The following is a 25,163-nucleotide window of genomic DNA, read 5'->3' as shown; positions in this document are numbered from 1 at the left end:
CCTCAGTCGGCGTCGCCGAGCGACGCGAGCAGTTCGGCCTGGTGCTCGGTGACGAGCGCGCCGATCAGTTCGTCGAGATCGCCGTCCATGAGTGCCTCGAGGCGATACAGCGTCAGGTTGATCCGGTGGTCGGTCATCCGGCCCTGCGGGAAGTTGTACGTCCGGATCCGTTCCGAGCGGTCGCCGGAGCCGATCAGGCTCTTGCGCGTCGCGGCTTCCTTCGCGTGCTGCTCGTGATACTGCTTGTCCTTGATCCGCGCGGCGAGCACCTTCAGCGCGCGATCCTTGTTCTTGTGCTGCGAACGGTCGTCCTGGCACTCGACGACGATGCCGGTCGGGATGTGCGTGACGCGCACCGCGGAATCGGTCTTGTTGATGTGCTGGCCGCCCGCGCCAGATGCGCGGAACGTGTCGATCCGCAAGTCGGCCGGATTGATTTCGATCTCGCCGATCTCGTCGGCTTCCGGCATCACCGCGACCGTACACGCGGACGTGTGGATGCGCCCCTGCGTCTCGGTCGCCGGCACGCGCTGCACGCGATGGCCGCCCGATTCGAACTTCAGGCGCGAATACGCGCCCTGGCCGGCGATCCGTACGATCACTTCCTTGTAGCCGCCGAGGTCCGACGGGCTCTCCGACATCATCTCGACCTGCCAGCGCCGGCGCTCCGCGAAGCGCAGGTACATGCGCAACAGGTCGCCCGCGAACAGCGCCGATTCGTCGCCGCCGGTGCCCGCGCGGATTTCCAGGAAGATGTTGCGGTCGTCGTTCGGGTCCTTCGGCAGCAGCATCTTCTGCAACTCGCCTTCGAGGTGGACCATGCGCTCGCGCGCGCTGCGAATCTCGTCTTCGGCGAAATCGCGCATCGACGCATCCGTGAGCAGCTCCTGCGCGGCCGTCTCGTCGCTGCGCGACTGGCGCCACAGCGCGTACTGTTCGACGACCGGGCCAAGTTCCGCGTGTTCGCGCGTCAGCTTGCGGTACTGGTCGAGGTCGGCCGTGACGTTTTCGCGGCTCAGCAGGTCGTTCAGTTCGGCCAGCCGGGTGGACAGCTGGTCGAGCTTGCGTTGCATGCTCGTCTTCATGGTGTGGAGCGGCGCTCCCGGGCAAGGGTATTCGGAAAGGATAGGCCGGCGGCAGGCAACAACGGGCCGGTGGCAGGGCAGTCGGCCGGCGCTAGTGGCCGGACGGGTCGTTCGAGCGCGGTGCGTGCTGGTAGAAGCCGCGCATCAGGTCGATCAGCGAATCGCGATCGGCGCCGTTCACGCGATTGAGCGCGCTCGTCGGGCCGTGGATCAGCTTGTTGGTCAGCGCCTGCGACAGCGCTTCGAGGACGGCGGCCGGATCGTCGCCGCGCGCGAGCAGCTTCTGCGCCTTCTCGACTTCCGCACGGCGCAGCGCGTCGGCCTGCGTATGCATGTGACGGATCACCGGCACGACGCTGCGCGTGTCGAGCCATTGCATGAAATTCTCGACGCGTGTCTCGATGATCGTCTCGGCCTGTGCGACCGCGGCCTGGCGCGATGCGTTGCCTTCACGCACGATCGCGCCGAGATCGTCGACGGTATAGAGGAATACGTCCTTCAACTCGCCGACTTCCGGCTCGATGTCGCGCGGCACCGCGAGGTCGACCATGAAGATCGGCCGATGGCGGCGCGCCTTCACCGCACGCTCGACCGCGCCCAGGCCGATGATCGGCAGCGTCGACGCGGTACACGACACGATGATGTCGAATTCGTGCATGCGGGTCGGCAGATCCGACAACGGCATCGCACGGCCGTTGAAGCGTTCGGCAAGCCGCTGTCCGCGTTCGGCGGTGCGGTTCGCGACCACGAGTTCGCGCGGGCTTTGCGCGGCGAAGTGCGTGGCGCACAGCTCGATCATCTCGCCGGCGCCGATGAACAGCACGCGCTGATCCGACACCTTTTCGAAAATGCGCTGCGCGAGGCGAACCGCGGCGGCAGCCATTGATACCGACTGCGCGCCGATCTCGGTCGTGCCGCGCACTTCCTTCGCGACGGCGAAGGTGCGCTGGAACAACTGGTTCAGATAGGTGCCGAGCGCGCCGGCTTCCGTCGCGGTGCGTACCGCGTCCTTCATCTGGCCCAGAATCTGCGTTTCGCCGAGCACCATCGAATCGAGGCCCGATGCGACGCGAAATGCGTGCCGGACCGCTTCCGACTGCGGCAACGCATAGACATGCGGCGCGAGTTCGTCGACGGGAATCTGGTGATACTCGGACAGCCAGCGAATCGCGCCTTCGCGCGCGGCCCGGTCGTCGGTCGCGCAATAGAGCTCGGTGCGGTTGCAGGTCGACAGGATCGCCGCTTCAGGTGCGTTGGGCGCCTGGGGGCCGAGGAATACGTTCTTGAACGTGACGAGAGCCGGCTTGATTTGCTCGAGCGGAAACGCCACGCGTTCGCGCAGGGCGACAGGCGCAGTGTGGTGATTGATTCCGATCGTGAGGAGTTGCATATCGAGGGCTATCGTTTAGCCCCATATTATAGCGTTTCAGCGATTTCCTCACTCGCGGCATACCGGGCATCAGCGTGGTGTGGCCTCGAATTTGGGGGCTCGATCGGTACGCGATCGAGCTGATAACCATAGCCGTACAGCGGCAGGAGCCGGTAGCCATGCTCGGGAAGCAGCTGTAGCTTGCTGCGTAGCCGGGACGCATGGGTGTCGAGCGTACGCGACTTCATGTCGCGGCGGCGGCCCCAGACCGTCTCGAGGATGTGGGCGCGCGACACGGGCCGCGACAGGTTTGCGAACAGCAACTGCGCGAAGCGGAATTCCTTCGGCGTGAGCGCGACGGCCGTGTCGTCGAAGCGCACGATGCTGTGGGTCGCATCGAATGCGTATTCTCCATACATTTCGCGCGAACGGTTCGGCGGTCGCCGGACGCCGGCGCGGCGGCTCAGCGCATTGACCCGCGCGAGCAGCTCGGGCCCGCTCACCGGGCGCACCAGGCAATCGTCGGCACCCGCGTGCAGGCACGACACGATTTCGCTTTCGCGCGGCACCTGCATCACGGCGATGGCCGGCAGCCCGGGCAGGACTGCCTGTGCGCGCGGAATGACTTCCTCGGCCGGCTGATCGCCGGCCCAGCTGCCGGTGATCAGCATGTCGCAGGTATCGTTGGCTAGCCACGCGAAGAACGCCGCGCTGGACGAAAACGCATGACACACGTGACCGCCGGCGAAGAGCAGGCGGTTCAGGAGCGCAGCATGACGTACCTCGGGATCGATCAGGGCGATTCGCATGTGGATTTCTTCAGTACGGCTGCCGGTGGGCGCTTGCCATAACGTCGGCTCGGCCCCTACACTCGAATGTTCGCGGCGCCCGGCTGGTCCAGGGTTCGATGGATGAGTCGATGCTAGCCGCTGGCAACGTTCACGCCTATGGGACGAATCTGAATTTATAGAAGGCGTCGAATGAACTGGTTTGGAATCCTTGTCCTGGGAGCGGCCGTCGGGCTGCTTGGCCGGTGGTTGCATCCGATGCGGCGCACGGGGCGGCCGGCATGGTGGATCGCGGTGCTGGTCGGCATCGCGGGTGCGGTCATCGCGCGCATCGCCGGCAATCTCTCGGGACTGTTTTACGATGGCGAGACGCTCGAATGGCCGGTCTGCACCGGCGTCGCGTTCCTCGCCGTAGCCGTGACGGTCGCACTGTCGGCCCGTCGCTGAATGCTCTCAGGTGAAATCATGAATGCCCGTCTCCCCGAAGTCTCGTCGGTGCCGGCTCGCCTCGCGCTGCTGCGCGGCGCGATGGTCCGTGAGGACCTGGCCGCCTATCTCGTGCCGTCCGCCGATCCCCACCTGTCCGAGTACCTGCCCGAACGCTGGCAGGCGCGCCGCTGGCTGTCCGGTTTCACGGGCTCGGTCGGCACGCTGGTCGTGACCGCGGATTTCGCGGGCCTGTGGGTCGACAGCCGTTACTGGGTGCAGGCCGAGGCGCAGCTCGCGGGCACCGGCGTCCAGCTGATGAAGATGATGGGCGGCCAGCAGAGCGCGCCGCACGTCGACTGGCTCGCGCAGAACGTGCCGACCGGCGCGACGGTCGGCGTCGACGGTGCCGTGCTCGGTGTGGCGGCGGCCCGCGCGCTGACATCCGCGCTGAGCGCGCGCGGCATCGCGCTGCGCACCGATTGCGACCTGCTCGACGCGATCTGGCCCGAGCGGCCGGGGCTGCCCGGCGACGCCGTGTTCGAGCACGTGGCGCCGCAGGCCGATGCGACGCGCGCGAGCAAGCTCGCCGAAGTGCGCCGCGCGATGCACGCGCAGGGTGCGCAATGGCATTTCGTGTCGACGCTCGACGATCTCGCATGGCTGTTCAACTTGCGCGGCGCCGACGTCAACTTCAACCCTGTGTTCGTCGCGCACGCGATGATCGGTCCCGATCGCGCGACGCTGTTCGTCGCCGACGGCAAGGTGTCGCCGGCGCTCGCCGCGTCGCTCGCGCAGGATGGCGTCGAGGTCCATGCATACGATGCGGCTCGCGCGTCGCTCGCAGCGCTGCCCGACGGCGCGACGCTGCTGATCGATCCGCGCCGCGTGACGTTCGGCACGCTCGAGGCAGTGCCGGCCGGCGTGAAGCTGGTCGAGGCCGTGAATCCGTCGACGTTCGCGAAGTCGCGCAAGACGTCCGCCGAGATCGAGCACGTCCGCGTGACGATGGAGCACGACGGCGCCGCGCTCGCCGAATTCTTCGCGTGGTTCGAGCAGGCCGTGACCCGCGAGACGATCACCGAGCTGACGATCGACGAGCAACTCACGGCCGCGCGCGCCCGCCGCCCCGGCTACGTGTCGCCGAGCTTTGCGACGATCGCCGGCTTCAACGCGAACGGCGCGATGCCGCACTACCGCGCGACGGCCGAGTCGCACGCGACGATCGCCGGCGACGGGCTGCTGCTCGTCGATTCGGGCGGCCAGTACACGACCGGCACGACCGACATCACGCGCGTGGTGCCGGTCGGCACCGTCAGCGACCTGCAGCGCCGCGATTTCACGATCGTGCTGAAGTCGATGATGGCGTTGTCGCGCGCACGGTTCCCGCGCGGCATCCGCTCGCCGATGCTCGACGCAATCGCGCGTGCGCCGATGTGGGCCGCCGGGCTCGACTACGGCCACGGCACCGGGCACGGCGTCGGCTATTTCCTGAACGTGCACGAAGGTCCGCAGGTCATCTCGCACTACGCGCCGGCCGAACCGTACACGGCGATGGAAGAGGGGATGATCACGTCGATCGAGCCGGGCGTGTACCGGCCCGGCAAGTGGGGCATCCGGATCGAGAACCTGGTCGTGAACCGCGCGGGCGGGCAGACCGAGTTCGGCGACTTCCTCGCGTTCGAGACGTTGACGCTGTGCCCGATCGACACGCGCTGTGTGCTGGTCGAGATGCTGCATGAAGAAGAACGCGCGTGGCTGAACGCGTATCACGCGACGGTGCGCGAGCGCGTTGGCCGGCACGTGAGCGGCGACGCGAAGGCGTGGCTCGACGCACGCACGCAGCCGATCTGACGCAACGCGCAACGCCGGCCGGACGACGGTCGGCCTGGCAGAGAGGGCAACCGATGGCGGACACCGCGGTGATCGTGGTTGACATGCAGCGCGGGCTGGTGCAGCGGGCGCGGCCCACGTACCGGCTCGACGATGTCGTGTCGGGGATCAACCGGCTGACGGTGGCGGCGCGCGCGGTGAACGCGCCCGTGTGCTTCGTGCAGCACGACGGCGACGCGGATGACGACATCGTGCCCGGCACGCGTGGCTGGGACCTGCACGACGGGCTGCTCGTCGACCACGGCGACTGGCGCATCCGCAAGCGGGTGAGCGATTCGTTCCACGACACGCCGCTGGCCGCGCAACTCGACGGCCGCGGGATCCGGTCGGTACTGATCTGCGGCTATGCGACCGAATTCTGCGTCGACTCGGCCGCACGTCGCGCGGCGCTGCTCGGCTACCGGACGACCGTCGTGTCCGATCTGCATACGACGAACGAGCGCGGGCATCTGTCGGCCGCGCAGATCGTCGCGCATCATCACTTCATCTGGGAAAACAATTCGCTGTCGGGCAACGCGGTGACGCCGCGTCCGCTCGCCGACGTGCTCGCCACGGAGTTCGCATGACAATCAAGGCGGTAGTGTTCGATTTCGGTGGCGTGCTGATCGACTGGAGCCCCGAGTACCTGTATCGGCAGCTGATTCCGGACGAAGCCGAGCGTCGCTGGTTTCTGACGCACGTGTGCGCGATGGACTGGGTGGTCCGTCAGGACGGCGGCCAGACGATCGACGAAGGGACGAATGAACTCGTCGCGAAGTTTCCCGAGCACGAGGCACTGATTCGCGCGTTCTACGCGCGCTGGCACGAGATGATCGGCGGCGTGCTCGACGACGGCGCCGCGCTCGTCGAGCGGCTCGACGGGCAGGGGATGCCGCTGTTCGGGCTGACGAACTGGTCCGCGCAGACCTTTCCGTATGCGTGGGACAACTTCCCGATCCTGCGGCGCTTCAAGGACATCGTCGTATCGGGGCGCGTGAAGCTCGTGAAACCCGATCCGGCGATCTATCACGCGATGCAGGCGCGGATCGATCCGCACCTGCCGGGCATCGCGCCGCACGAACTCGTGTTCATCGACGACAACGCGAAGAACGCCGCAGCCGCGACGGCGCTCGGCTGGCACGGCATTCATCACACGAGCGCGGCGACGACCGAGGCGCGCTTGCGCGAACTGGGCGCGCTCGCATAGGCGGCGGCCGAACGATTGCAGGATGAAAAAAAGCGGGCCCGTGAACTGGGCCCGCTTTTTGTTTTGCCGATCCGGAAGCGACCGCTTTCGGCATCCGGCGCCGCGTGATCGCGGCGCCGGATGCGCGGGCCGCGCCGTTTAGCGGCTGATCGGCTTGTAGCGCAGACGCTTCGGCTTCGCGGCTTCCTCGCCGAGGCGCGCACGCTTGTCGGCTTCGTATTCCTGGTAGTTGCCGTCGAAGAACGTGACCTGCGAATCGCCTTCGAACGCGAGGATGTGCGTTGCGATCCGGTCGAGGAACCAGCGATCGTGCGAGATCACCATCACCGAGCCCGCGAATTCGAGCAGCGCGTCTTCCAGCGCGCGCAGCGTTTCGACGTCGAGGTCGTTCGACGGTTCGTCGAGCAGCAGCACGTTGCCGCCGGAGATCAGCGTCTTCGCGAGGTGCAGGCGGCCGCGCTCACCGCCGGACAGGTTCCCGACGATCTTCTGCTGGTCGCCGCCCTTGAAGTTGAAGCGGCCGATGTACGCACGCGACGGCGTTTCGTACTTGCCGACCGTCAGCACGTCGGCGCCGCCCGAGATTTCCTCGAACACCGTCTTCGTGCCGTCGAGCGCGTCGCGGCTCTGGTCGACGTATGCGAGCTTCACGGTCGGGCCCATCACGACTTCGCCCGAATCCGGCTGTTCCTTGCCGGTCAGCATCCGGAACAGCGTCGACTTGCCGGCGCCGTTCGGGCCGATGATGCCGACGATCGCGCCGGCCGGAATCTTCAGGTTCAGGTTGTCGATCAGCAGGCGATCGCCGAACGCCTTGCTGACGTTCTTGAACTCGATAACTTCATTGCCGAGGCGGTCGCCGACCGGAATGAAGATTTCCTGCGTTTCGTTGCGCTTCTGGTATTCCTGGCTGCTCAGCTCCTCGAAGCGCGCGATACGCGCCTTCGACTTCGCCTGACGGCCCTTCGGGTTCTGGCGCACCCACTCCAGTTCCTTCTTGATCGCCTTCTGGCGTGCGGATTCCGACGCTTCTTCCTGCTTCAGGCGCTCTTCCTTCTGGTCGAGCCAGCTGCTGTAGTTGCCCTTCCACGGAATGCCGTGGCCGCGGTCGAGTTCGAGAATCCACTCGGCTGCGTTGTCGAGGAAGTAGCGATCGTGGGTGACGGCGACGACCGTGCCCGGGAAGCGCACCAGGAACTGTTCGAGCCAGTCGACGGATTCGGCGTCGAGGTGGTTGGTCGGTTCGTCGAGCAGCAGCATGTCGGGCTTCTCGAGCAGCAGCTTGCACAGTGCGACGCGACGCTTTTCGCCGCCCGACAGGTGCTCGATCTTCGCGTCCCATGCCGGCAGGCGCAGTGCGTCGGCCGCCACTTCGAGCTGCTGCTCGGGGCTGCCGCCGTCGCTCGATGCGAGGATCGCTTCGTATTTCGCCTGCTCGGCCGCGAGCGCGTCGAAGTCGGCGTCCGGCTCCGCATACGCGGCGTAGATCTCTTCGAGCTTCTTGTTCGCCTGGAACAGGTCGCCGAGGCCTTCCTCGACGGCTTCGCGCACCGTCTTCGTCGGATCGAGCTGCGGCTCCTGCGGCAGGTAGCCGATGTTCAGGTTCGGCATCGGCGTCGCTTCGCCTTCGATGTCCTTGTCGACGCCCGCCATGATGCGGATCAGCGTCGACTTGCCCGAGCCGTTCAGGCCGAGCACGCCGATCTTCGCGCCGGGAAAGAACGACAGCGAGATGTCCTTCAGGATCTGGCGCTTGGGCGGCACGATCTTGCCGACCCGGTTCATCGTGAAAACGTATTGGGCCATTTGGATATGAAAGTCAGAAATGGTTGAGGCTGCCGCGCAGCGCGCGGGCGTGGCGGCATCGGGTGATTCGATACGGAGCGTGCCGCGCAGGGCGCGGCGTCATCGCCGCGTACGGCGACGCGAGCGCGTATTGTACTTCGCCGCCGGCTGCCGCTGACACCGCACTGGCCATTCGGCCGGCCCGCGTTCACAGCCACGTGGCGACGCCGCCGTGCCCCGAACAGGTGCCGCGCCGATGGCGGCTGAAGCTGTACGTGCCGTCGCGGCAGCGCGCGCTCGCGCCGTCGGGCACGCGTCCCGATTTCGAATGGGCCGGCGCATGCACGGTGTCGCCGTCGCGATTGCGATACGTGTCGTGCCGGTCGAGGTCGGCCTCGTTGCCGTAGCCGGGCGACGCGCGATACGCGTGTGCCGACGTCGGCAGCGCGGCGCATGCGACGAACAGCGCGGCCGCCAGGGTCGCGATGTGCGTCGCGCGGCGCAGCAGGGCAGGCATGGTCTCTCTCCGCATGTTCTTGTCGATTGCGGGCCGGCGGCCCGCGCCGCATGTTAGCCGATCGGCAGCCTGTCGTTGCCGCCGCCGTGCGGTGCAGTGCCGCTACGCCGTGTCCGTCATCGAGGCGGCGCCGTCGGCCTGCGCGGCGTCGAGAATCCACCGGCGGAACGCGGCGACCTTCGTGCGTTCCGCGTGATGCGGCGGATAGACGAGGTAGTAAGCGAAATCGTCGAGCCATGCGATATCGGCAAGCTGCACGAGCCGGCCGCTCGCGAGCTCGTTGCGCACCATCGCCGCAGGCAGCAGCCCGGCGCCCTGGCCGGCGAGGATCGCCTGCAGCAGCAGGCCGGAATCGTCGAACGCGGGGCCGCGCGGCGGACCGAAATCGTCGATCCGCTGTGCGTCGAACCAGATGTGCCAGCCCTTGCGCTCGGCGTCGTGCAGGTGCGGCCAACCGGTCAGGTCGGCGGGCGTCGCCGGCATGCCCAGCCGCGCGACGAGTTCGGGCGCCGCGAGCGCGACGATCTCCACCGTCAGCAGACGTTCGCTGCACAGTCCGACGTAACGGCCGAGGCCGTGGCGGATCGCGACGTCGACGCCGTCGCGCGAGAAATCCGCGAGTGCGTGGCTCGTGACGATCTGCAGATCGACGTCCGGGCACGCGTCGCGGAACTGCGCGAGGCGCGGCACGAGCCACGCGGACGCGAAAAACGGCGTGACGCTCACCGTCAGCACGCCGCTGTCGGCGGCGCCCGACACGCGTTGCGATGCGTCGGCGATCTGCCGGAACGCGTTGCGCACGGGCGGCAGGTAATCGCGGCCCGCGGCCGTCAGCAGGATGCCGCGGTTCACGCGCTCGAACAGCTCCACGCCGAGATGCGTCTCGAGCGTGCGGATCAGCTGGCTCACCGCGCCGGGCGTGACCGACAGCTCCTCGGCCGCGGATTTCACCGACAGGTGGCGGGCGGCCGCTTCGAACGCGCGCAGCGCATTCAGCGGCGGCAAGCGGGAACGTTTCATTGAGTTTTTCTAAATCGAAAGACCGACGAAATATCGTTTGAGACGATGCGTATGCGCGAGTACCGTTGTCGCTGAAGATCGTATTGCCGCGGAGAGGTTTCGCGCCGCCGATGCGATCAACATAGTTGAACTATATCCACGACGCAAATGGACACCGCCCGGCGGCCGATGCGTCACCGACAGGAGCAACGTCATGAACCGCCCGCGCGCCTCGCGCGTTTTCTACGGCTGGTATGTGGTGGCGGCCGCGTTCGCCGTCACGTTCGTCGGATTCGGCAGCGCGTACTCGTTCAGCGCGTTCGTCGAGTCGCTGCAACGGGATTTCGCCGCGTCGCGCGGGCAGATCTCGCTCGTGTTCTCGCTGGCCGGCTTTCTGTATTTCGGTTTCGGCATCGTCAGCGGCCCGCTCGCCGATCGCTTCGGCTCGCGGCGGCTCGCCGTCGTCGGAATGCTGCTGACGGCCGCAGGGCTTGCGGCGGCCGGTGCTGCGCATACGCTGCTGCAGGTCTATGTCGCGTACGGGCTGGGGGTCGGCCTCGGCGTCGGCTGCGCTTACGTGCCGGCCGTCGGCGCAGTGCAGCGCTGGTTCGTGCGCCGGCGTGGCTTCGCGTCGGGGCTCGCGGTTGCAGGGATCGGCGTCGGTACGCTCGTGATGCCGCCGCTCGCGTCCGTGCTGATTGCGCACGTCGGCTGGCGTGGCGCGTATGTCGCGCTGGCCGTGATCGCCGTTGTGGCGGGCGCGGGCATGTCGCTGTTGATCGAGAACGACCCGCGCGGACGGGGTTTGTCACCCGATGGCGATGCGGCGTTTGCGCAGGCGGGCGAGGATCGGCGCGGTGCCGCCGCGGCGATGTCCGCCGGCGCGACCGTGCGCGAGGCCATCACGTCGCGGCCGTTCGCGAGCCTCTACGCGGCGTGCCTCGTATGTTCGTTCGGCGTCTTCGTGCCGTTCGTGCACCTCGTGCCGTACGCGCTCGATCACGGCGTTGCGCCGTCCACGGCGGTGTTGCTGCTCGGTGCGATCGGCGTCGGCAGCACGGCAGGGCGCTTTTTCCTCGGCGGCCTGGCCGATCGCTTCGGCCGCCGCGCGTCGCTGCTCGCGATGTTCGCCGGCATGGCCGTCGCGCTCGTCGCATGGGCGGGTGCCGGCACCGTCGCGACGCTCGCCGCGTTCGCCCTCGTATTCGGCGTGTTCTACGGCGGCTGGGTCGCGGTGCTGCCCGCCGTCGTGATGGACTACTTCGGCGGTCGCAACGTCAGCGCGATCATCGGCATCCTCTACACGAGCGTCGCGTTCGGCACGCTGATCGGGCCGGCAGCGGCCGGTTTCATCTACGACGCAGGCGGCGGCTACCTCGTGCCGATCCTGGCGAGCGCCGCCGCGAATGCGATTGCGTTCGCGATCGTTGCCACTACCGGACGCGCATCGGTCGCCGCGCGCGCGGCCGGTCGCTAGGCAAATCAGGCGCGCTCGTCGGCTAGGCACTGCCCGCGATTTCCGCTACGGTGGCCGGGGCGTCGATCATCGACGCACGGAGGCGCATCGTGACATTCGACGAAGTCCGGCGGATCGCGCTGGCGTGGCGGGGTGTCGAGGAAGGCACGTCGTACGGCACGCCCGCACTCAGGGTGAAGGGCAAGATGCTCGCGCGCCTGCGCGAGGACGGCGACACGCTCGTCGTGAAGGGCGTCGGCTCCGACGAGCGCGCGTGGCTGATCGAATCGGAGCCCGACGTGTATTACGTGACCGATCACTATGCGGGCTGGCCGATCGTGCTGGTGCGCCTGTCGGCTGCGCATCCCGACGCCGTGAAAAACCTGCTTCTGCGAGAATGGCGCGCAATCGTGCCGGCCAAGTGGCAGGACGACGGGGCGGGCGGCGCGAACTGAGCGCGCGGTGCAGCGCGCTGCGGGACCCGCGAGCGTCATTGGCGCGACGCGATCGCGGCGATGCCGACCGACGGCAATCGCTTGCTCCGGCGGCTCGCGATCGGGGGCCGGAGTGGACCAAGCGTTGCATCGTTTCGCATCGATGCAACAAGTGGTTCCATCGAAATTCTTCAATTGGTTCTTAGTGAAGAACCGTTTGATGCTTACACTCCATCGCTTCGAAGGCGGCTGAACGACACAGCCGACGGAAAGGGCGCACGCGATGCGCCGGCGCCCCGTGCGCCGCATCGCATCCGCAGCTTCGCAGACTGCGTCGCGCGCCTACCGGAACAGGCTTGATCCGGCTCCATGCCCGTATGCCGCGCACGCGCGGCGGGCAGCCGGATTCAACAACGACAACTCCCCGCGCCGCCTTCAGCGACTACCGGTCGTACCGGAACCGTTTTTTGGAGAGAGACACATGAGTGGAAGCAAGACAGGCCTCGGCACGGGTCTGAAGCAGCGTCACGTGACGATGATGTCGATTGCCGGCGTCATCGGCGCGGGCTTGTTCGTCGGCTCCGGCCACGCGATCGCGGAAGCCGGCCCGGCTTCGATCCTCGCGTATGCGATCGCGGGCGTACTGGTCGTGCTGGTGATGCGCATGCTCGGCGAGATGGCCGTCGCGCATCCGGACAGCGGTTCGTTCTCGACCTATGCCGATCGCGCGATCGGCCACTGGGCCGGCTTCTCGATCGGCTGGCTGTACTGGTGGTTCTGGGTGCTCGTGATCCCGATCGAGGCGACGGCCGCCGCGACCATTCTCAACGCGTGGTTCCCGAGTGTCGCGACCTGGATCTTCGCGCTCGGCATCACGCTGCTGCTGACGATCACCAACCTCTTCTCGGTCAAGAATTACGGCGAATTCGAGTTCTGGTTCGCGCTGATCAAGGTCGTCGCGATCGTCGTGTTCCTTTGCATCGGCGGGGCGGCGATCGTTGGCATCGTGCCCGCACCGGCCGTGTCGGGCGTGTCGAACCTCTTTGCGCACCACGGCTTCATGCCGAACGGCGCGAACGCCGTGCTTGCGGCGATGCTGACGACGATGTTCTCGTTCCTCGGCACCGAGATCGTGACGATCGCGGCCGCCGAATCGGACAACCCGCAACGCCAGATCGTGCGCGCGACGAATTCGGTCATCTGGCGTATCACGCTGTTCTATCTCGGCTCGATTCTCGTCGTCGCGGCCATCGTGCCGTGGAACGATCCGCTGCTGCCGACGCACGGCTCGTATCAGCGCGCGATGGAGCTGATCGGCATTCCGAACGCGAAGGCGATCATCGACGTGATCGTGCTCGTCTCGGTCGCGAGCTGCCTGAATTCGGCGCTGTACACCGCGTCGCGGATGCTGTTCTCGCTGTCCAAGCGCAAGGACGCGCCCGCCTTCCTGCATCGCACCGATGCGACCGGCACGCCGCGTGCGGCCGTGCTGGCATCGACCGCGTTCGGTTTCCTGACCGTGATCGCGAACTACCTGATGCCGGAGCAGGTGTTCGGCTTCCTGCTGGCGACGTCGGGTGCGATTGCGCTGCTCGTGTATCTCGTGATCGCGATCTCGCAGCTGAGGATGCGCAAGACGCTCGAATCGAGCGGCGCCGACCTGACGCTGCGGATGTGGCTGTTCCCGTGGCTCACGTGGGCGGTCATCCTGTTCATCTGCGGCACGCTGACCGTGATGTTCGTCAGCGAGGAGCACCGGATGGAAGTGGGGGCGACGGCCGTGCTCGCGCTGATCGTGCTGTTTGCTTCGTGGCTGAACAAGCGCGGCCGTGATGCGCAAGCGGGCGCGGGGCGGCGGGTGTCGGCGATGTGATGGGGACGTGATGGGGACGTGATGGAGCGGCGGCTGTGCTGAGCGTTCGCTGCCGGCTGGCGGGGGGATTCCCGTCGTGAAAATGGCCCGATCGGTATGTGCCGATCGGGCCATTTGTCTTTTACGAGTAAGCAGATGCGCTTGCCCCTGGCGATGCAGGCCGTTTCGCAACATGGCGCGTCATCGACATCTGGACTCACAAAATTCGAACTCGTCTGATTTCATAGGCAACGATTTGCTCTTACATTGATCACTCCGGCTACCGAGGTGAGTCGATGGATAAATCGATTTGGATTCCTTTGTTGATGCTCTGTATTAACAGGAAGCACTTCTCGTTCGATTGGGCGATCGATACTCCTGTGCGTTCATCGACTGTGTTGAAGTCAAGGTGATGAGTCAGCGCTCGACAATTCGCGTCCGCATCGCCTTCTTTGCCCACGACGGATACCAATTGAGTGGAACGTATTTCCCGGCAGTTGACGGTGATCGTTCCCCTGTACTCATCTGTCCCGCCACCGGGATTCGACAATCTTTTTATTTCCCGTTCGCGGATTGGCTACGTCGCGACGGCTATTCCACGTTCGTATTCGACTATCGAGGAATCGGTGAGTCGCTCGATGCGCGTCATGTTCGACAGTCATGCGCGCGGAAACAGGACTGGGGGGAGCGCGATATGCCTGCAGCGCTTGATTGGCTCCTCGGAAAAACCGGCGCGAGCGACGCACATTTGATCGGGCATAGCGCAGGTGCGCAACTAGTCGGCTTAATGCCGAATCACGCATCGGTTCGTTCTTTGTGCGCTGTCTCCGCGTCGTCCGGATATATCGGCAACATCCTTTGGCCACAGCGTTTCGCGGCATTGGTGCTTGCGAATGCGTATGTGCCTATTTCCGCGCGATTGCTCGGCTACGTTCCGGCCCGGGTGCTTGGCTGGGGCGATGACTTGCCGCCATACGTGGGACTTCAATGGGCCCGGTGGTGTCGTCGACCGGGATATGTGGCAAACGAATTCGGAGCAGGAGTGATGCGTCACTACTACGACGAGTTTGCAGCGCCCGTCACCGTTGTGGTCGCAGCTGACGACCCGCTCGCCACGCCGGCCAATGTCGAAGACTGGCTGCGCCTGTTGCCGAAAGCAGAGCGTCGCGTTCACGTGATTCATCCAGAAAACTCCGACGGTCGAGCAGTCGGACACGTCGGCATGTTCCGCCGCGAGCATTCGTCGTTGTGGCCGGAACTCACCAGAGGATTGCTGCGCTGACAGTACGTGTCGCTCGCATCCTCGCATCAGGAGACCACGATGGATGATTCAATCGACATGAAGGCACGTTTCAAGGCAGTCAGAAACGAGGCGAAGGAGACGCGCGCTTCGCTTTACCACCTCACGAATCAATGCAACCTGCGCTGCAAGGGCTGCTGGTTCTTCGAGAATGAGTTCGATACGGCGTCGCGTGAACTGAACGATGCACTTCGTATCGAGCAGCGTGTGAGGGAAGAGGCGGAGCGCGGGATCAACGCGCCGTTATTGATTGGTGGCGAGCCTGCATTGCATCTCGATCGGATACGGATGTTTCGGAAATACATGCCGAAAGTGTCCGTGTCGACGAATGGCCTTCGAAAAATCCCGTATGAAGGCTTCGAAGACATCACCATCGCTATTTCTGTATTTGGTGGTGGGCCGCTCGACGACGAGTTGCGCGCGATCGGTCCGAACGGCAAGCGGTTCACGGGCTTATTTGACAAAGCGCTGGCAAACTACCGGGGCGACGAGCGGGCGGGTTTCGTCTACGCAGTGACGATGGACGGTCTTGCGTATATCGAGGAAACGGTACGCAAGATTCGGGACAACGGAAATCGGCTGCTGTTCAATTACTACAGCCCATACGACGTCGACGGCCCACTTCGCCGACATGGCGAGGAGCGGCTGTTGAACGTGTTGCTCGATTTGAAGCAGAGATACCCTGAAACCATCGCAAGCCATCCCTACTATCTGGCCGCTCTGATGCGCGGGGCGACCTCTTGGGGAGTATTCGATGGCGCGAGTTGCCCGAGCGTAAGTGAGGATCATCCGCGGAACGCGGATCGGCTCGCTTCTGGTTGGCCAGTACTGCCCAAGTTCAACGCGTATCGCGCCGACTTCGTTTCGCTGGCGCGCTGCTGTACATCAGGGGAGTGTGCGAAATGCCGTGACAGCCAGGCGGTGATTTCTTGGTTGCTGGTCAACGCCAGGCACGTGCTGCAGGAGGACGACGGGCTCCGGACATGGACGGAGGTTGCGGAGACCTATTTCAGTCAGTTTGTCTGGTCGAAATACCATCCGCGCAATCGTACCGAGGGCGTATCGATTTGCGCAATGGAATGAATTTGGTATCGAACAGGTGGCAGCCCACAAGCGCAACTTGATCGCATTCGAGCTTGCGGAATCCGCTGTAGCGAGACGGACACACCAAGGCCCCGGAGGCGAATGCCGTCCAGTCAAGGTTTTCCAAAGATATCGAACGGCATAATGAACTGGACGGGATTTGCCGGCCCGATCGCATTTGCGCTTCGACCGTTTTACGTTGATGAGCAGTTTGAGATGCTCAAGAAGCCGTTTGAGAGCGGCGGGAATCATTGATTGCGTAGCGAGCAACCACGGCGCAGGAATGCGCTCGACGCGCAGATTGCGAAGTGGAAGAGGGCGCGCGACGCATCATGCGAAAAATCGGCGCGTAACGCATGGGGTGACGGGTCAATGCGTCCTGCAGCACGGGCGATCTGTGCAACGGAGGCGACGAAGGAAATGACGAAAAGATTGTCCGCGAGCGCATCCCGCCAACCTTCATGAACCAATCCGGAATGAAAAAAGGCCCGCTACTTCTGCGGGCCTTTCCGGTTTGCCGTGACACTGCGAGAAGCGGTGTCTGTCGATGCATCAGACGTTGAACAGGAAGTTCATCACGTCCCCGTCGTGCACGACGTATTCCTTCCCTTCGGCGCGCATCTTGCCGGCTTCCTTCGCACCCTGTTCGCCCTTGTACGTGACGAAGTCGTCGAACGCGATCGTCTGCGCGCGAATGAAGCCACGCTCGAAGTCCGTGTGGATCACGCCTGCCGCTTGCGGTGCGGTGTCGCCGATGTGGATCGTCCACGCGCGCACTTCCTTCACGCCGGCGGTGAAGTAGGTCTGCAGGCCGAGCAGCTTGAAGCCCGCGCGGATCACGCGGTCGAGGCCCGGCTCTTCCATACCCATGTCGGCGAGGAAGGCTTCCTTGTCGGCATCGTCGAGATCGGCGATTTCCGCCTCGATGGCCGCGCATACCGCGACGACCGGCGAATTCTCGCTTTCCGCGTACTTGCGCACCACGTCGAGGTGCGGGTTGTTCTCGAAGCCGTCATCCTTGACGTTCGCGACGTACATCGCCGGCTTCGCGGTGATCAGGCAGAACGGCTTGATCACCGCCTGTTCGTCGTCCGACAGCGACAGGCTGCGCACGGCCTTGCCCTGGTCAAGCTGTGCACGCACCTTCTCGAGCACCGCGACGAGTTTCCCCGCTTCCTTGTCGTTGCCCGACTTCGCAGCCTTCGAGTAACGCGCGAGCGCCTTTTCGACGGTGGCGAGATCGGCGAGCGCGAGTTCGGTGTTGATCACTTCGATGTCGTCGATCGGGCTGACCTTGCCGGCGACGTGGATGACGTTGTCGTCCTCGAAGCAGCGCACGACGTGCGTGATCGCATCGGTTTCGCGGATGTTCGCGAGGAACTGGTTGCCGAGGCCTTCACCCTTGCTCGCACCCGCGACGAGGCCCGCGATGTCGACGAATTCGACGACGGCCGGCACGACGCGCTCGGGCTTCACGATTTCGGACAGCGCCTTCAGGCGCGTGTCGGGCACCTCGACGATGCCGACGTTCGGCTCGATCGTGCAGAACGGGTAGTTCTCGGCGGCGATGCCGGCCTTGGTCAGCGCATTGAACAGGGTGGACTTGCCGACGTTGGGCAAGCCGACGATGCCGCATTTGAGACTCATGGAATCCTTCGAACGGGTAGGGCGGCGCGGCCGGACGAAGCGCGGCGGCGCGGGAAAATAGGGACGGCCGGCGCTCGGAGCGCGGCGGGCCGACGATCAAAGGCGCTATTGTACCGTGCCGACGCCCCGGTTTCCGGCGCGCCCCCGAACGCCCGATGCGACGGCACGCCGCGCTGCCGGCCGCGCCCGCGATTCTGCTGATTTCCCGCAAAGTCCGGCCGCGTAAGGGATTGGCCCCGCAGCTATAATGCCCGCCATGACTGCCCACCCTATCTTCGACGTCGCCGTGGTCGGCGGCGGGCTCGTCGGCAAGACGGCCGCGCTCGCGCTGACCCAGTCCGGCTACAAGACCGCCTTGCTGGCACAGCCGGTCACGCCGCGCCCCGCGGATCTCGCGTTCGACACGCGCATCTATGCACTGTCGTCCAGCTCGCAGGCATTGCTGGAGCGGCTGCGGGTCTGGCAGGCGCTGGACCACGGCCGGCTCGCGCCGGTGTACGACATGCGCGTGTACGGCGATGCACATGCGGAACTGCATTTCTCCGCGTACCAGGCGTCCGTGCCGCAACTCGCGTGGATCACCGAATCGTCGCTGATCGAGGCGTCGCTCGACGCCGCGCTGCGATTCCAGCCGAACCTCACGTGGTTCGATGCGCGTGCGCAGGGCTTCGACGTGCGCGACGACGCGGCCGTGCTTACGCTGTCGTCGGGGCACGTGCTCGAAGCGGACCTCGTGGTCGGCGCGGACGGTGCGCATTCATGGGTGCGTTCCCAAATGGGGGCCAAGATCGAGCGGCGCGATTACCGGCAGACGGGCATCGTCGCGAACTTCAAGGCATCGCTGCCGCACCGCGAGACGGCCTACCAGTGGTTTCATGAAGGCGAGATCATTGCGCTGCTGCCGTTGCCGGACGGCCATGTGTCGCTCGTGTGGTCCGCGCACACGGCGCACGCCGATGAACTGCTCGCGCTCGATCCCGCGCAGCTCGCCGCCGAAGTCGAGCGCGTGTCGCACGGCCAGGTCGGCACGCTCGAATGCGTGACGCCGGCCGCCGGTTTCCCGCTTGCGCTGCAGACCGTCGACAAGCTGATCGCTCCACGCGTCGCGCTCGTCGGCGATGCCGCGCACCTGATCCACCCACTCGCCGGGCAAGGGATGAACCTGGGGCTGCGCGACGTCGCGGCGCTCGCCGATGCGATCGCGAACAAGGAAAGCTTCCGCAACCTCGGCGATACGGTGCTGTTGCGCCGCTACGAGCGCTCGCGCCGCGAGGACATCCGCGCGCTGATGGTCGCGACCGACGGGCTGCAGCGGCTGTTCGCGGTGCCGGGTTCGTTCGCGAAGGCGGTGCGCAACGCTGGCATGGCGTTCGTCGGTGCACAACCGCTCGTGAAGCGCTGGCTCGTGTCGGCCGCGCTCGGTTGAGCGAACCTTCGCGCGCGTTGCCGGTCGGACAGGGTTCCGTTACGGCGTACACTGTGCCGTGCACTCCGATTGAGCTGAAGGAACAACTGGATGAAAAAAACGATCCGCATCGCGTCGCTGGCGCTGGCCGTCACGATGGCGACGCTTGGCTGTACCGCGCAGGCCGACCAAACCACCGACAAGCTGAAAGCGACGCTGCAAGCGCGTCTGGGCAGCGACGCGCCGATCAAGAGCGTGTCGAAATCGCCGGTCGCGGGGCTGTACGAAGTGAACCTCGGCTCGCAAATCATCTATAGCGATGCAGCCGGCGACTACGTGCTGCTCGGCGATCTCGTCGACACCAAGACGCACAAGAACCTGACCGACGCGCGCCTGTCCGATCTCAACAAGATCGACTTCGCGAGCCTGCCGTTCGCGAACGCGATCAAGGTCGTCAAGGGCAACGGCGCGCGCAAGATCGCGGTGTTCTCCGATCCGAACTGCCCGTACTGCAAGCGGCTCGAGACGACGCTGCAGTCGATCGACAACGTGACCGTCTACACGTTCCTGTATCCGGTGCTGTCGCCGGATTCGACCGTGAAGTCGAAGGCGATCTGGTGCGCGACCGATCGCGCGAAAACCTGGCAGAGCTGGATGCTCGACCACCGCGCGCCGTCCGGTGCCGGCACCTGCGATACCAGCGCGCTCGACAAGAACCTCGCGCTCGGTCGCGGGATGAACGTCACGGGCACGCCGACGATTTTCCTGCCCGATGGCCGTCGCCTGCCGGGCGCGGTGTCGGCCGAGCAGCTCAACCAGGCGCTCGCGTCGAGCAAGTAACCGACCGACAAACCGGGCCGCATGGCCCGGCCAGCGAGGGGCGCCCGCGGTACCTGCCGGCGCCTCTCTTCGTTTCCGCCGCCGTATTCCGTTCGATTTTCGACCGATTGCCACGATGACCCAGCCGATCCGCTATTCGATTGTCCCGAAAGATCTTGCCGCGCACCTGTTCGAAGTGTCGGTGACGGTTGCCGATCCCGATCCCGAGGGCCAGCGCTTCTCGCTGCCGGTGTGGATTCCGGGCAGCTATCTCGTGCGCGAGTTCGCGCGCAACATCGTGACGCTCGCCGCGTTCAACGACGCCGGCCGCAAGGTGCGGATCGCGAAGACCGACAAGAACACGTGGCAAGCCGCGCCGGTGAACGGCGCGCTGACGCTGCGCTACGACGTGTACGCGTGGGACCTGTCGGTGCGTTCCGCCTATCTCGACGAATCGGGCGGCTTCTTCAATGCGACGGCCGTGTTCCTGAGCGTCGCCGGCCGCGAGGATGCGCCATGCGAAGTCGACATCGCGAAGCCGGCCGGGACGGCGTTCCGCGCGTGGCGCGTCGGCACCTCGCTGCCCGAGGCGCGCGGCACCAGGCGTTACGGTTTCGGCACGTATCGCGCATCGAACTATGACGAGCTCACCGACCATCCGGTGACGATCGGCGAATTCGCGCTGGCGACGTTCGACGCGCACGGCGTGCCGCACGACATCGTGATCGCCGGGCGCGTGACGCAACTCGACATGGAGCGGCTGCGCACCGACCTGAAGCGGGTGTGCGAAGCGCAGATCGCACTGTTCGAGCCGAAATCGAAGAAAGCGCCGATGGAGCGCTACGTGTTCATGACGCTCGCGGTCAGCGACGGTTACGGCGGCCTCGAGCATCGCGCATCGACCGCGCTGATCTGCAACCGCACCGATCTGCCTGTGAAGGGGCGGCCTGAAACGACGGAAGGCTACCGCACGTATCTCGGCCTCTGCAGCCACGAGTACTTCCATACGTGGAACGTGAAGCGCATCAAGCCGGCCGCGTTCGTGCCGTACGACCTCGCACGGGAAAACTACACGTCGCTGCTGTGGCTGTTCGAGGGCTTCACGTCGTATTACGACGACCTGATGCTCGTGCGGAGCGGGCTGATGTCGCAGGACGAATATTTCGCGGCGCTCGGCCGTACGGTCGGCGGCGTGCTGCGCGGTACCGGGCGCCTGAAGCAGAGTGTGGCGGACAGCTCGTTCGACGCGTGGATCAAGTATTACCGCCAGGACGAAAACGCGACCAACGCGATCGTCAGCTACTACACGAAGGGCTCGCTGGTTGCGCTTGCGTTCGATCTCGCGATTCGCGCGCAGACCCGCAACCGCAAGTCGCTCGACGACGTGATGCGTCTGCTGTGGCAACGCTACGGCCGCGATTTCTACCGCGGCAAGCAGGCGGGCGTCGAGGAACACGAAGTCGAGGCGCTGATCGAGGAAGCGACGGGCGTCGCGCTCGGCCGCCTGTTCGCCGACGCCGTGCACGGCACGCGCGACCTGCCGCTCGGCGACCTGCTTGCGCCGTTCGGCGTGACGCTCGCGCCCGAGCTTGCGCACGGCGCAGCCGCGAAGCCGACTATCGGCGCGCGCCTGCGCGGCGGCGCGGACTGCACGCTGGCGGCTGTCTATGAAGGCGGCGCCGCGCATCGCGCCGGGCTGTCGGCCGGCGATACGCTGATCGCGCTCGATGGGCTGCGCGTCACCGGCGCGAACCTCGACACGCTGCTGGCGCGCTACCGGCCGGGCGACAAGGTCGAGATCCACGCATTCCGCCGCGACGAGCTGCGGACCGCGAAACTGAAGCTGGACGGGCCGGAAGTCACGCGCTACCGGCTCACGGCGGCCGCGAAGCCGGCTGTCGCGCACAAGGCCCGGGAAGCCTGGCTGAAGGGCTGAACGCGCAAGAGCGGGTTGGGGGCGGGATCATGGATTGTTCTGCTGCTGCAACAATCCGTCGCCCGCAACCCGCTTTTTCGAGATCGGGCGGCCACGCACAATGGCGTCACTCGCGCTACCGAAGCGCAACCTAACTGGAGCCTGACATGACGACCATCCTGCAAATCAATTCCGCCGCACGCTCGCAAGGCGCGCAATCCACGCTGCTGTCCAACGAACTGACGGCAAAGCTGCAACAATCGAACCCCGGTTCGAAGGTCGTGGTTCGCGACCTGCTGACCGACGCGCTGCCGCACCTCGACGAATCGGTGCTCGGCGCATTCTTCACGCCGGCTGACCAGCGTAGCGCGGAACAGAATGCGATCGTCGCGAAGAGCGATGCGCTGATCGCCGAACTGCAAGCTGCCGACATCATCGTGATCGGCGCACCGATGTACAACTTCGGCGTGTCGTCGCAACTGAAGACGTATTTCGACTGGATCGCACGTGCCGGCGTCACCTTCCGCTACACCGAGAACGGCCCGGAAGGCCTGATCAAGGGCAAGAAGGTTCACGTGGTGACGGCACGTGGCGGCAAGTACCTGGGTACGCCGAACGACAGCCAGACGCCGTACCTGCGCTCGTTCCTCGGCTTCATCGGCCTGACCGACGTGAACTTCATCCACGCCGAAGGCCTGAACCTCGGGCCGGATGCGCAGAGCGCCGCGCTTGCCAGCGCACGCGAAGCGATCGCTGCCGTGTGAGGTCGATGCGGGTGCGTCGCACCCGTTGAGTCGCCCGGTGAAAAAAACGCCGCGCTCCGAAAGGGGCGCGGCGTTTTTGCATGGTGCGGCGAAAGCCGGGGAAACCGTTACGCGAGCGTTTCGGCGACTTCCGGCAGGCGCCAGTCGATCGGCGGGCGGCCGGCATCGACGAGATAGTCGTTCGCGAGCGCGAAGTGGCGGCAACCGAGGAAGCCGCGGTGCGCGGACAGCGGCGACGGATGGGGCGCTTCGAGCACGCAATGCGCGCTCACATCGAACAGTGCGCGTTTCGCCTGCGCATGCGCGCCCCACAGCATGAACACGAGCCCGCGATGACGGCCGGCGAGCTCGCGGATCAGCGTGTCCGTGCATTGCTCCCAGCCGCGCTTCGCGTGGCTCGCGGCCGCGCCGCGCTCGACCGTCAGCACGGTGTTGAGCAGCAGCACGCCCTGGCGCGCCCAGGTGTCGAGGCAACCGTGGCGCGGGGTGTCGTGGCCGAAATTCGCGGCGATTTCCTTGAAGATGTTGCGCAGCGACGGCGGTGTGCGGACCGCCGGCGGCACCGAGAACGCAAGGCCATGCGCCTGCGGCGTGCCGCGGTCGTCGCCGTGGTACGGGTCCTGGCCGAGGATCACGATCTTCACGTCGTCCGGGCTCGTCAGGCGCAGTGCGCGGAACACGTCGGTCGGGTAGACGGTCTTGCCGGCCGCGCGCTCGTCGTCGACGAAGCGGCACAGCGGCGCGTACGCGTCGCTGTCGGTGAAGGGTTTCAGCACGTCGCGCCAGACGGCCGGCAGCGCGTCGAATTGGGCGGCGAGGTGCGGGACGTCCGCGGCGGCGGGGGGCGCAGCGGGAGTCGGGGCGGCTGCCGCGGCTTTCTTCACCGGCTTGCGCGCGGTTGACGGCGGCTCGGACGCCGGAGCGGGAACATCGTCGCGCGCCGTTTCCGGCACGAGATCGTCGAACAGCGACGCCTGCTGCGGCGTGCGGAGAGTCTTGCGGGTTGCCATGCGTGATGCGTGTTTATTGCGCGCGCAGCCGGTAGCCGCGTTGCGCCTTGCTGATGTTTTCGGGGGCGAGGCCCGGCAGCGCTTGCTGCAGTTCGGCGGCGAGCGTCGCGAGCGCCGCTTCCGGGCCGTCGATCAGTTCGAGTTCGATTTCACTGATCGGTTCGCGGCGCGTGTCGTGGTCCGCCTGGACGACGATCTCGCCGACGTCCACCGCGGCTTCGACGGTTGCGCCGGCGATTGCGATACGCCACAGCGTACGCGAAAAATCCGTCCGGAACAGCGCGTGCAGTGCGGGTGCCGCGTCGCGCAGCGCGGTGGCGGCCTCCGGCACGTCGCACGCGGCGACGAGCGCGTCGATTTCGAGCGCGTCGCCGGCGACCGGCAGTTCCCATTCATGGCGGCGATGCAGGCCGGCTTGCGCGCTGCCGACCGTCTTGAACGTCTGCAGCCAGCCGTGCGGCGTGCGGCGCACGCGCACCGCGCTCTTCGAGCGGGCGAGGGCGAGCTCGGGCGTGTCGTAGTAGACGTTCGCGAGTGCGACGACGTCGCCGGGTTCGCCGGTCAGCGTCTCGAAAAAGCGGCGCGCCGCGTCGGCCTGGCCGGCCGGCAGCGCGAGCTTGATTTCCTGTTCGATCGCCATCAGAAGAACATCCGCGCGAGCTCTTCGCCCGGCTGCTCGGCGCGCATGAACGCTTCGCCGACGAGGAACGCGTTGACGTTCGCCGCGCGCATCGTGTCGACGTCGGTGCGCGACAGGATGCCCGACTCGGTCACGACCATCCGGTCCGCCGGAATCATGTCGAGCATGTCGAGCGTGGTCTGGATCGTCGTTTCGAACGTGCGCAGGTTGCGGTTGTTGATGCCGAGCAGCGGCGTCTTCAGCGTCAGCGCCTGTTCCATCTCGTTGCGGTCGTGTACTTCCACCAGCACCGCGAGGCCGAGCGAGTGCGCGTACGCTTCGAGTTCCTGCATCAGCGGCGTGTCGAGCGCGGCCGCGATCAGCAGGATCGCGTCGGCGCCCATCGCGCGCGCTTCGAGGATCTGGTATGCGTCGACGATGAAGTCCTTGCGCAGCACCGGCAGCGAGCAGGCCGCACGTGCTTCCTGCAGATAGCGGACGCTGCCCTGGAAGAACTGTTCGTCGGTCAGCACCGACAGGCACGCGGCGCCGTGGGCCGCATACGAGCGCGCGATATCGGCCGGCACGAAATGCTCGCGCAGCACGCCTTTCGACGGGCTGGCCTTCTTCACTTCGGCGATCACCGCCGCGTTGCCGGCTGCCTGCTTTGCGCGCAGCGCGCCGACGAAGTCGCGCAGGTCGCGCGACGATGCTTCCAGTTTCAGTGCCTCGAGCGGCGTGCTGCGCATGGCCGCCGCGACTTCTTCGCGCTTGACGGCGATGATTCGGTCGAGAATGTCGCTCATGTGGG

General features: G+C 65.9%; 24 protein-coding genes. 14 read left to right on the top strand and 10 right to left on the bottom strand.

Annotated features, from left to right (window positions below; all coding sequences use genetic code 11):
- Nucleotides 1-2: 2 nt before the first annotated feature.
- The 3 genes from prfA to BX604_RS05340 all read right to left on the bottom strand — a co-directional run bounded on the left by prfA (nt 3) and on the right by BX604_RS05340 (nt 3,263).
- Nucleotides 3-1,085 (bottom strand): peptide chain release factor 1, encoded by a 1,083-nt coding sequence (prfA, locus tag BX604_RS05350; protein WP_098549891.1) that lies wholly within the window; start codon nt 1,083-1,085, stop codon nt 3-5.
- A 91-nt stretch (nt 1,086-1,176) separates the two neighbouring features.
- On the bottom strand, nt 1,177-2,475 hold the full coding sequence (hemA, locus tag BX604_RS05345; RefSeq protein WP_098549890.1) for a glutamyl-tRNA reductase: 1,299 nt from the start codon (nt 2,473-2,475) through the stop codon (nt 1,177-1,179).
- Between the two features lie 26 nt (nt 2,476-2,501).
- The gene (locus BX604_RS05340; protein WP_098549889.1) at nt 2,502-3,263 is read right to left on the bottom strand and encodes a response regulator transcription factor; all 762 of its coding nucleotides are present in this window, start codon (nt 3,261-3,263) and stop codon (nt 2,502-2,504) included.
- A 171-nt stretch (nt 3,264-3,434) separates the two neighbouring features.
- Between BX604_RS05340 and BX604_RS05335 the strand changes: the two genes are divergently transcribed.
- Genes BX604_RS05335 through BX604_RS05320 form a run of 4 tightly spaced genes read left to right on the top strand, consistent with a single transcriptional unit; the run spans nt 3,435 to nt 6,747 of the window.
- The gene (locus BX604_RS05335; RefSeq protein ID WP_098549888.1) at nt 3,435-3,689 is read left to right on the top strand and encodes a hypothetical protein; all 255 of its coding nucleotides are present in this window, start codon (nt 3,435-3,437) and stop codon (nt 3,687-3,689) included.
- Nucleotides 3,690-3,707: 18 nt separating this feature from the next.
- Entirely contained in the window at nt 3,708-5,522 is a 1,815-nt protein-coding gene (locus BX604_RS05330; RefSeq protein ID WP_098549887.1) for an aminopeptidase P family protein, read from the top strand.
- Nucleotides 5,523-5,575: 53 nt separating this feature from the next.
- Entirely contained in the window at nt 5,576-6,127 is a 552-nt protein-coding gene (locus tag BX604_RS05325; RefSeq protein WP_098549886.1) for a cysteine hydrolase family protein, read from the top strand.
- Nucleotides 6,124-6,747, top strand: coding sequence for an HAD family hydrolase (locus BX604_RS05320; protein ID WP_098549885.1), 624 nt, complete (start codon nt 6,124-6,126; stop codon nt 6,745-6,747). The genes BX604_RS05325 and BX604_RS05320 overlap by 4 nt, the downstream gene beginning before the upstream one ends.
- A gap of 138 nt (nt 6,748-6,885) precedes the next feature.
- Here BX604_RS05320 and ettA read toward each other — a convergent pair whose 3' ends face one another.
- From ettA to gcvA, 3 genes are all read right to left on the bottom strand, one after another.
- On the bottom strand, nt 6,886-8,553 hold the full coding sequence (ettA, locus tag BX604_RS05315; RefSeq protein WP_098549884.1) for an energy-dependent translational throttle protein EttA: 1,668 nt from the start codon (nt 8,551-8,553) through the stop codon (nt 6,886-6,888).
- 187 nt (nt 8,554-8,740) lie between these two features.
- Nucleotides 8,741-9,049 carry a DUF3761 domain-containing protein gene (locus BX604_RS05310; protein WP_098549883.1) on the bottom strand — a complete coding sequence of 103 codons (309 nt, stop codon included), beginning with the start codon at nt 9,047-9,049 and terminating at the stop codon, nt 8,741-8,743.
- Between the two features lie 102 nt (nt 9,050-9,151).
- The gene (gene gcvA / locus BX604_RS05305) at nt 9,152-10,069 is read right to left on the bottom strand and encodes a transcriptional regulator GcvA (RefSeq protein ID WP_098549882.1); all 918 of its coding nucleotides are present in this window, start codon (nt 10,067-10,069) and stop codon (nt 9,152-9,154) included.
- Nucleotides 10,070-10,262: 193 nt separating this feature from the next.
- Here gcvA and BX604_RS05300 point away from each other — a divergent pair, with 193 nt between their 5' ends.
- The 6 genes from BX604_RS05300 to BX604_RS05265 all read left to right on the top strand — a co-directional run bounded on the left by BX604_RS05300 (nt 10,263) and on the right by BX604_RS05265 (nt 16,638).
- Nucleotides 10,263-11,525, top strand: coding sequence for an MFS transporter (locus BX604_RS05300; RefSeq protein ID WP_098549881.1), 1,263 nt, complete (start codon nt 10,263-10,265; stop codon nt 11,523-11,525).
- A gap of 89 nt (nt 11,526-11,614) precedes the next feature.
- Nucleotides 11,615-11,959 (top strand): MmcQ/YjbR family DNA-binding protein, encoded by a 345-nt coding sequence (locus BX604_RS05295; RefSeq protein ID WP_098552709.1) that lies wholly within the window; start codon nt 11,615-11,617, stop codon nt 11,957-11,959.
- A gap of 460 nt (nt 11,960-12,419) precedes the next feature.
- Nucleotides 12,420-13,811 carry a GABA permease gene (gabP, locus tag BX604_RS05285; protein WP_098549880.1) on the top strand — a complete coding sequence of 464 codons (1,392 nt, stop codon included), beginning with the start codon at nt 12,420-12,422 and terminating at the stop codon, nt 13,809-13,811.
- 391 nt (nt 13,812-14,202) lie between these two features.
- A complete protein-coding gene (locus BX604_RS05280; RefSeq protein ID WP_098549879.1) occupies nt 14,203-15,072 on the top strand; it encodes an alpha/beta hydrolase family protein in 870 nt (289 codons plus the stop codon).
- 39 nt (nt 15,073-15,111) lie between these two features.
- Nucleotides 15,112-16,173: a radical SAM protein gene (locus BX604_RS05275; protein ID WP_098552707.1), complete on the top strand. Its 1,062-nt coding sequence runs from the start codon at nt 15,112-15,114 to the stop codon at nt 16,171-16,173.
- Between the two features lie 255 nt (nt 16,174-16,428).
- A complete protein-coding gene (locus tag BX604_RS05265) occupies nt 16,429-16,638 on the top strand; it encodes a lysozyme inhibitor LprI family protein (RefSeq protein WP_257146276.1) in 210 nt (69 codons plus the stop codon).
- 87 nt (nt 16,639-16,725) lie between these two features.
- Here the strand turns inward: BX604_RS05265 and ychF are convergent, their stop codons facing one another.
- The gene (gene ychF / locus BX604_RS05260) at nt 16,726-17,820 is read right to left on the bottom strand and encodes a redox-regulated ATPase YchF (protein WP_098549878.1); all 1,095 of its coding nucleotides are present in this window, start codon (nt 17,818-17,820) and stop codon (nt 16,726-16,728) included.
- Between the two features lie 247 nt (nt 17,821-18,067).
- Here ychF and BX604_RS05255 point away from each other — a divergent pair, with 247 nt between their 5' ends.
- From BX604_RS05255 to BX604_RS05240, 4 genes are all read left to right on the top strand, one after another.
- On the top strand, nt 18,068-19,246 hold the full coding sequence (locus BX604_RS05255) for a UbiH/UbiF family hydroxylase (protein ID WP_098549877.1): 1,179 nt from the start codon (nt 18,068-18,070) through the stop codon (nt 19,244-19,246).
- 90 nt (nt 19,247-19,336) lie between these two features.
- Nucleotides 19,337-20,065: a DsbC family protein gene (locus tag BX604_RS05250; RefSeq protein WP_098549876.1), complete on the top strand. Its 729-nt coding sequence runs from the start codon at nt 19,337-19,339 to the stop codon at nt 20,063-20,065.
- A 115-nt stretch (nt 20,066-20,180) separates the two neighbouring features.
- On the top strand, nt 20,181-21,980 hold the full coding sequence (locus BX604_RS05245) for a M61 family metallopeptidase (protein ID WP_098549875.1): 1,800 nt from the start codon (nt 20,181-20,183) through the stop codon (nt 21,978-21,980).
- A gap of 146 nt (nt 21,981-22,126) precedes the next feature.
- Entirely contained in the window at nt 22,127-22,723 is a 597-nt protein-coding gene (locus BX604_RS05240; RefSeq protein ID WP_098549874.1) for an FMN-dependent NADH-azoreductase, read from the top strand.
- Between the two features lie 107 nt (nt 22,724-22,830).
- Here the strand turns inward: BX604_RS05240 and BX604_RS05235 are convergent, their stop codons facing one another.
- Genes BX604_RS05235 through trpC form a run of 3 tightly spaced genes read right to left on the bottom strand, consistent with a single transcriptional unit; the run spans nt 22,831 to nt 25,158 of the window.
- Nucleotides 22,831-23,733: a uracil-DNA glycosylase gene (locus BX604_RS05235; RefSeq protein ID WP_098549873.1), complete on the bottom strand. Its 903-nt coding sequence runs from the start codon at nt 23,731-23,733 to the stop codon at nt 22,831-22,833.
- Between the two features lie 13 nt (nt 23,734-23,746).
- Nucleotides 23,747-24,373, bottom strand: coding sequence for a CYTH domain-containing protein (locus BX604_RS05230; RefSeq protein WP_098549872.1), 627 nt, complete (start codon nt 24,371-24,373; stop codon nt 23,747-23,749).
- Complete coding sequence (gene trpC / locus BX604_RS05225) at nt 24,373-25,158, bottom strand: indole-3-glycerol phosphate synthase TrpC (protein ID WP_098549871.1); 786 nt, start codon at nt 25,156-25,158, stop codon at nt 24,373-24,375. The genes BX604_RS05230 and trpC overlap by 1 nt, the downstream gene beginning before the upstream one ends.
- Between the last annotated feature and the right edge of the window lie 5 nt (nt 25,159-25,163).

The organism is Burkholderia sp. JKS000303 (assembly GCF_002563755.1).
Classification (GTDB): domain Bacteria; phylum Pseudomonadota; class Gammaproteobacteria; order Burkholderiales; family Burkholderiaceae; genus Burkholderia; species Burkholderia anthina_B.
The sequence above is the reverse complement of the archived record's forward strand: the minus strand, read 5'-3'. Positions and strand labels throughout refer to the sequence as shown.

Bases quoted from the DNA above. Each gene is read 5' to 3' on its own strand.
- BX604_RS05280 (WP_098549879.1), top strand. From the start codon at position 14,203: ATGAGTCAGCGCTCGACAATTCGCGTCCGCATCGCCTTCTTTGCCCAC.
- BX604_RS05255 (WP_098549877.1), top strand. From the start codon at position 18,068: ATGCCCGCCATGACTGCCCACCCTATCTTCGACGTCGCCGTGGTCGGC.
- ychF (WP_098549878.1), bottom strand. From the start codon at position 17,820: ATGAGTCTCAAATGCGGCATCGTCGGCTTGCCCAACGTCGGCAAGTCC.
- BX604_RS05250 (WP_098549876.1), top strand. From the start codon at position 19,337: ATGAAAAAAACGATCCGCATCGCGTCGCTGGCGCTGGCCGTCACGATG.
- BX604_RS05325 (WP_098549886.1), top strand. From the start codon at position 5,576: ATGGCGGACACCGCGGTGATCGTGGTTGACATGCAGCGCGGGCTGGTG.
- gabP (WP_098549880.1), top strand. From the start codon at position 12,420: ATGAGTGGAAGCAAGACAGGCCTCGGCACGGGTCTGAAGCAGCGTCAC.
- BX604_RS05310 (WP_098549883.1), bottom strand. From the start codon at position 9,049: ATGCCTGCCCTGCTGCGCCGCGCGACGCACATCGCGACCCTGGCGGCC.
- BX604_RS05320 (WP_098549885.1), top strand. From the start codon at position 6,124: ATGACAATCAAGGCGGTAGTGTTCGATTTCGGTGGCGTGCTGATCGAC.
- BX604_RS05275 (WP_098552707.1), top strand. From the start codon at position 15,112: ATGGATGATTCAATCGACATGAAGGCACGTTTCAAGGCAGTCAGAAAC.
- prfA (WP_098549891.1), bottom strand. From the start codon at position 1,085: ATGAAGACGAGCATGCAACGCAAGCTCGACCAGCTGTCCACCCGGCTG.
- trpC (WP_098549871.1), bottom strand. From the start codon at position 25,158: ATGAGCGACATTCTCGACCGAATCATCGCCGTCAAGCGCGAAGAAGTC.
- BX604_RS05240 (WP_098549874.1), top strand. From the start codon at position 22,127: ATGACGACCATCCTGCAAATCAATTCCGCCGCACGCTCGCAAGGCGCG.
- gcvA (WP_098549882.1), bottom strand. From the start codon at position 10,069: ATGAAACGTTCCCGCTTGCCGCCGCTGAATGCGCTGCGCGCGTTCGAA.
- BX604_RS05230 (WP_098549872.1), bottom strand. From the start codon at position 24,373: ATGGCGATCGAACAGGAAATCAAGCTCGCGCTGCCGGCCGGCCAGGCC.
- BX604_RS05245 (WP_098549875.1), top strand. From the start codon at position 20,181: ATGACCCAGCCGATCCGCTATTCGATTGTCCCGAAAGATCTTGCCGCG.
- BX604_RS05335 (WP_098549888.1), top strand. From the start codon at position 3,435: ATGAACTGGTTTGGAATCCTTGTCCTGGGAGCGGCCGTCGGGCTGCTT.
- BX604_RS05300 (WP_098549881.1), top strand. From the start codon at position 10,263: ATGAACCGCCCGCGCGCCTCGCGCGTTTTCTACGGCTGGTATGTGGTG.
- BX604_RS05330 (WP_098549887.1), top strand. From the start codon at position 3,708: ATGAATGCCCGTCTCCCCGAAGTCTCGTCGGTGCCGGCTCGCCTCGCG.
- BX604_RS05235 (WP_098549873.1), bottom strand. From the start codon at position 23,733: ATGGCAACCCGCAAGACTCTCCGCACGCCGCAGCAGGCGTCGCTGTTC.
- hemA (WP_098549890.1), bottom strand. From the start codon at position 2,475: ATGCAACTCCTCACGATCGGAATCAATCACCACACTGCGCCTGTCGCC.
- BX604_RS05340 (WP_098549889.1), bottom strand. From the start codon at position 3,263: ATGCGAATCGCCCTGATCGATCCCGAGGTACGTCATGCTGCGCTCCTG.
- ettA (WP_098549884.1), bottom strand. From the start codon at position 8,553: ATGGCCCAATACGTTTTCACGATGAACCGGGTCGGCAAGATCGTGCCG.